Raw genomic sequence first — 6,234 nt, 5'->3', positions numbered from 1 at the left:
GGGGAGGCGACGCCGTGCGCAGGGGCAGCACCTCGAAGAGCCAGGTGGGATCGGGAGAGTCGCTCTGGATGTCGCCATCTTTCTCCAGGATGGCGGTGAGACGCTCCCGGAGGGGCGAGTCCTCGGGCGCGAACTGCAAGAACATCCGGTAGTGGTGCCGGCTTGCCTTGCGTTGCCCGAAGCGTCCGTGGATGACGGCGACAATCAGATGGCACTCCGCGGACTGGGGATGCTTGACCAGACAGGAATTGGCATGGACCAGCGCCGTATTGAGATCCTGCTTCTTGATGTAGGCGAAGACGTCCTGCTGGTACTCCTCGACGGGGCGGACTTCGACCTCGCGGGGCTTCTCCGCCACGGGACGCGTGGGCGCCTTGAATCCCTTGGGCGGGAGGATGGGACTGGCCGGAGGGGCGGCGTCCGGGACGGGGTGCGAAGGCTGCTCCAGGACCATGAAGATCGACAGCCCCATGACGGCCGTCAGCAGGGCTCCTGCTCCGACCAGCCCCTGGACCATCCGGCGTGACGGGCCGGGCGGCGATGCGGGCATGGGCGCGGACGGTGCCACCGGGACAGGCTTCGCCGCCGGTCCCTGCCAGGACCTCATCTCCTCCAGGAAGGAACCCGGCACCGCCGGCTCGCGGCCCTCCTGCGCAAGGTCTCCCTTGAACAGCATGCGCAGCAGGTTCGCGACGGTCATCGCGGAGAAGCGCGGGTAGTTCGAATACAGGAACCCCGCCAGCGCGTCCCCGAATGCATGGCTGGATTCAAAGCGCTGACTCCGGTCCGGCGTCAGCGCCTTCATCACGATGTCATTCAATTCCTTCGGCAGGTCCGGCCGGTGCGCGTTGGGGGTCGGAATCTCGCCACTGCCCACCCGCGTCATCACCACATGCGGAGAGCCTTCCACGGGCAGCTTGCCGCAGAGCAGTTCATACAGCACGACGCCCGTGGCCCAGACGTCGGAACGGGCATCCACGTCCTCGCCGCGTGCCTGCTCCGGGGAGAAGAAGAGGTACTTGCCCTTCACCACCCCGGTCGCGGTCTTGAAGCCTCGCTGGAGCTGCGCCTTGGCGATGCCGAAGTCGACGATCTTGACCTGGCCTTCGTAGCCGACGAGCACGTTGTCCGGGGAGATGTCACGGTGGACGATGCCGAGCGGCTTTCCGGTGTTGTCCGTGCGGGTGTGCGCGTAGTGCAGGCCCCGGCACATCTCCATCGCGATGAAGACCGCGACGGGGACGGGCAGGGTGTCCATGCCGCTCTTCATCGCGCGCTTGAGGATGCGGTGGAGGGGCTGGCCGTCCACGAACTCCATGGCGAGGAAGTACTCGCCATCCACCCGGCCGAAGTCGAACACTTGAGCGACGTTTCCATGGGACAGCGTGGCGGAGATGCGCGCCTCGCTGATGAACATGGAGATGAAGGCCTCGTCGTTGGCGAACTCGGGGAGGACCTTCTTGATGAGGACGGGTTTGGTCACCCCCGCGTCGCCCACCAACTGCGCGCGCCACGTCTCCGCCATGCCGCCCCGGCCCAGCCAGGACACCAGCTCATACCGCCCGAAGACGTCGCCCGCTTGCAGTGCCATCAGGTGGGCATCCTAGACCCAGATTCCATGTGGGGCCGAACGAACGGTGCGCTTCTCCCCGAGGGAACGTTCACCGCGGCGTGTCGGTGGCGCTGGGCGTCTTGCTGACGGAGTCGACGATCTGGGCGACGCGCGCGCGCTTGGGGTGATCCGGAGGGGCGAGGCCCAGGAACCGCTCGTAGTGCTTCTTGCTTTTTTCAAAGGCCATGAGCTTGCCGTAGAGGACGCCGAGCATGAGGTGGCATTCGTAGGCGCTGGGGGCCCTCTCCACGCAGGTCTGGGCGAGTGCGAGTGCCCCCATGGTCTTGCCTTGCTGGTTGAGCGTTGAGACGCGAGCCTGGAGTTCCTGGATCGGCATGTTCGTCCCCATGTTCACCGCCAGGGGCACACGGCTTCCGTTGATCCTCGCGCGAGGAAGGTTTCCCCCGGGCTGCCGTTCCAATCTCGAAATGGCGGACTTGGACAGTGCGATCCGCAGGAGGTCAGCGCACTCGGGATTGCTGGGGTACTTCTCCTTGCAGAGGTTGGCCATGTCGATGGCTGCCTCGATCTGCTCTTTGTCGGAGGCCTCGTGGACGTACTTCGCCATCCCGCTGACTTCGTCTGCTTCCTTGTCCTGAGGGGCTGACGTTCCCGCAGGCTCCGGTGAGGGTTCACTGTCCGCGGGCGAGGGGCGCGAATGGGGCTGGATGGGAATGGCCGGTGGGGCCACGGCCTGGGGTGGGGGAGAAAGTGGCTCCATCACGAGCCAGAAGCAGGCCCCCACGGTGAGCAGCCCTCCCACGCCCAAGGCCTGGACCCTCCAACGCGACAGGCCGGCTGGGACCTTCCGGGGCTGAAGACGCTCCTCCGAGAGCGGTGCCACGGGGGCCTCCGGTGCCGCCGGCCCCTGCCAGGACTTCATCTCCTCCAAGAAGGAGCCCGGCACCGACAATTCGCGGCCCTCCTGCGCCAGGTCGCTCCGAAACAGCACGCGCAGCAGGTTCGCGACGGTCATCGCGGAGAAGCGCGGGAAGTTCGAATAGAGGAACCCCGCCAGCGCGTCCCCGAATGCATGGCTGGATTCAAAACGCTGATTCCGGTCCGGCGTCAGCGCCTTCATCACGATGTCATTCAATTCCTTCGGCAGGTCCGGCCGCAGCAGGTTGGGGGCAGGGATCTCCCCATGCTCCACCCGCATCATCACCACGTGCGGAGGGCCTTCCACGGGCAGCTTGCCGCAGAGCAGTTCATACAGCACGACACCGGTGGCCCAGACGTCGGAACGGGCATCCACGTCCTCGCCGCGTGCCTGCTCCGGGGAGAAGAAGAGGTACTTGCCCTTCACCACCCCGGGGGCCGTCTTGAAGCCTCGCAGCAACTGCGCCTTGGCGATGCCGAAGTCGACGATCTTGACCTGGCCCTCGTAGCCGACGAGCACATTGTCCGGGGAGATGTCCCGGTGGACGATGCCCAACGGCTTTCCGCTGCCATTCGTGCGGGTGTGCGCGTAGTGCAGGCCCCGGCACATCTCCATCGCGATGAAGACCGCGAGGGGGACGGGCAGGGCAGCCAGGCCGCTCTTCATCGCGCGCTTGAGGACGCGGTGGAGGGGCTGGCCGTCCACGAACTCCATGGCGAGGAAGTACTCACCATCCACCCGGCCGAAGTCGAACACTTGAGCGACGTTGCCGTGGGACAGCGTGGCGGAGATGCGCGCCTCGCTGATGAACATGGAGATGAAGGCCTCGTCGTCCGCGTACTCGGGGAGGACCTTCTTGATGAGCACGGGCTTGGTCACCCCCGCGTCGCCTACGAGCTGCGCGCGCCACGTCTCCGCCATGCCGCCCCGGCCCAGCCAGGACACCAGCTCATATCTTCCGAAGACGTCGCCCGCTTGCAGTGCCATGGGCCGTCCATCCTAGACCCAGATTCCGCGTGGGGCCGAACGAACGGCGCTCTTCTTCGACCGGGTCGCTCATCGTGACAGCGCGTGGAAGGCGTCTGGCGACAGCAGGGTCTACTCCGGCGAGTTGGGGACCCTGGCGGGCTCCCTGGTGTCGCTGGCGCGAGTGCTCGTGCTGCTGAGTATATCGACGACGCGCTTTCGCTTGGGATGGTCAGGAGGAGCGAGCATCACGAAACGTTCGTAGTGCTGCTCGCTCTTCGTGAAGTTCTTGTTCTTGGCGTAGAGGACGCCAAGCATGAGGTGGCATTCAGGGACCTTGGGCGCCCTGTCCGCGCAGGCCTGAGCGATTTCAAGGGCGTCCTGGATGTTGCCTTGCTTGTTGAGCTCTAAGACGCGAGTTTGTATCTCGTTGAGGGACTTCTCAATCGTGGCAGCCGTTGCAAGGGCTGGGAGGTTGTCGACAGCGGCTGAGTGGGGGACTGTCCTGGGCGCGTCCTGTTCCCGCTGTATCTCTTTGGCACGGTCGAGGTTCGACTGAGCGACTTGCTGAGCGCTCTTGCAGTTCGGATTATTGGGATAACGCTCGATGCAGCGATTGGCCACCTTGAGCGCCTCTTCAGGGTTGTCTGCCCTGGAGGCCCGATTGATGGCGAGCAGCATTCCTCGGACAGAGGTCGCTTCGTCATCAATCTCCACCACGGGGCTTCGTGGAGGCTGCGTCGCAATGACCGCTTTGGCCGCCACCGTCGGACGGAAGGGGATGGGAGGCGGTGCCGCGACGGCGGGCGGAGGCGAATGAGAGTCGAGCAGGAGCCAGAGGCATGCCCCCACGGTCAGAAGCCCGCCGGCGGTGAACCCCTGGATCATCCGACGTGACAGGCCGAGCGATGCCTCAAGCTCCTGGTGGTGCTCGGTCGTCTTCGCGACGGGCGCTTTGACGGCGGGGACCCGCCGGGTTTGACGCTCCTCTATCGGGAGCGGTGGGGTGGGCTGCTGCGTTACCGTGGGCTCGCGCCAGGACTTCATCTCCTCCAGGAAGGAGCCCGGCACCGACAACTCTCGGCCCTCCTGCGCCAGGTCGCCCCGGAACAGCACGCGCAGCAGGTTCGCGATGGTCATCGCGGAGAAGCGCGGGAAGTTCGAATAGAGGAACCCCGCCAGCGCGTCCCCGAACGCATGGCTGGATTCAAAGCGCGCCTCGCGGTCAGGGGTCAGCGCCTTCATCACGATGTCATTCAATTCCTTCGGCAGGTCGGACCGGAGCACGCTGGGGGCGGGGATCTCCCCGCGTCCCACCCGCATCATCACCACGTGCGGAGGGCCTTCCACGGGCAGCTTGCCGCAGAGCAGCTCATACAGCACGACGCCGGTGGCCCAGACGTCGGTGCGCGCATCCACGTCCTCGCCGCGCGCCTGCTCCGGGGAGAAGAAGAGGTACTTGCCCTTCACCACCCCGGGCGCCGTCTTGAAGCCCCGCAGCAACTGCGCCTTGGCGATGCCGAAGTCGACGATCTTGACCTGGCCCTCGTAGCCGACGAGCACGTTGTCTGGAGAGATGTCCCGGTGGACGATGCCCAGGGGCTGCCCGCTGCCATTCGTGCGCGAGTGCGCGTAGTGCAACCCCCGGCACATCTCCATCGCGATGAAGACCGCCACGGGAACGGGCAGGGCAGCCAGGCCGCTCTTCATCGCGCGCTTGAGGACGCGATGGAGGGGCTGGCCGTCCACGAACTCCATGGCGAGGAAGTACTCACCATCCACGCGGCCGAAGTCGAACACTTGAGCGACGTTGCCGTGGGACAGCGTGGCGGAGATGCGCGCCTCGCTGATGAACATGGAGATGAAGGCCTCATCGTCCGCGTACTCGGGGAGGACCTTCTTGATGAGCACGGGCTTGGTCACCCCCGCGTCGCCTACGAGCTGCGCGCGCCACGTCTCCGCCATGCCGCCCCGGCCCAGCCAGGACACCAGCTCATATCTTCCGAAGACGTCGCCCGCTTGCAGTGCCATGGGCCGTCCATCTTAAACCCAGATTCCATCCTGGGTTGAATGGATGGCTTTCTTCACCTGCCCGGCCGCTCAGCGTGTCCGCGAGTGGAAAGAGTCCGGGTGGAGAGAATGGATCATTCCGGTGTCCGGGTAGCGCTGGCGTTGCCGAGGAGCTCGACGACGCGGGCCCGCTGGGGGTGCGCCGCGGGGGCGAGCGTGAGGAACTTCGCGTAATGCTTTTCGCTCTCCGCCCGGTGGTTGAGCTTGCCGTGGATGTCCCCGAGCATGAGCTGGCACTCCGGCATGTTGGGGTTGCTCGCGGCGCAGTCGTTGGCCGCTTCCAGCGCGGCGCCGTATTGCCGGTTCTGCACCAGCCCGGAGACCTTGAGCTGGACCTCCTGTTGCTTGGTCTTGACCAGCTCGGTGACCTTCTGCTCGACCTCGCTCTTCTTGGACTTCACCAGGTCAAAGACACTCTTCTTCGCCTCGGGGGCCTTGGGCTCGACGGGCTCGTGCTCGATGACAGGCGCCGGTGCCACCGGGGCATTGCTGGCCGTGACGACGGGGACCGGCGCACTGACCTCCTCGGTGGCCGAAGCTGCGGCGGTCTTGGCGCGTGTCGCGCGGCCTGGCTTCGCGGCGGTTTTCCTGGACGCGGGAGCGGGACGCGCCACCTCCGGCGCTGCCGTAGGCTCTTCGGGCGGGAGCTCGGCCACCGCTTTCTCTTCCACCGGGCTCGGGCTCGGGCTCGGGGGCGAGGGCGGAG

3 protein-coding genes and 1 pseudogene are annotated in these 6,234 nt (G+C 66.0%); all 4 read right to left on the bottom strand.

Translation table 11 applies throughout. The features are described 5' to 3' along the window. On the bottom strand, positions 1-1,591 hold a 1,591-nt coding region (locus tag D7Y13_RS36800), incomplete at its 3' end, for a serine/threonine protein kinase (RefSeq protein ID WP_147452584.1). A 70-nt stretch (positions 1,592-1,661) separates the two neighbouring features. Further along, positions 1,662-3,479: a serine/threonine protein kinase gene (locus D7Y13_RS36795; RefSeq protein WP_120582879.1), complete on the bottom strand. Its 1,818-nt coding sequence runs from the start codon at positions 3,477-3,479 to the stop codon at positions 1,662-1,664. 111 nt (positions 3,480-3,590) lie between these two features. Beyond that, positions 3,591-5,489 carry a serine/threonine protein kinase gene (locus tag D7Y13_RS36790; protein WP_120582878.1) on the bottom strand — a complete coding sequence of 633 codons (1,899 nt, stop codon included), beginning with the start codon at positions 5,487-5,489 and terminating at the stop codon, positions 3,591-3,593. 113 nt (positions 5,490-5,602) lie between these two features. Then, positions 5,603-6,234: pseudogene (locus D7Y13_RS36785) on the bottom strand (serine/threonine protein kinase); the annotation flags it as partial.

The sequence above is a fragment of the Corallococcus praedator genome, from assembly GCF_003612125.1.
GTDB lineage: Bacteria > Myxococcota > Myxococcia > Myxococcales > Myxococcaceae > Corallococcus > Corallococcus praedator.
The sequence above is the reverse complement of the archived record's forward strand: the minus strand, read 5'-3'. Positions and strand labels throughout refer to the sequence as shown.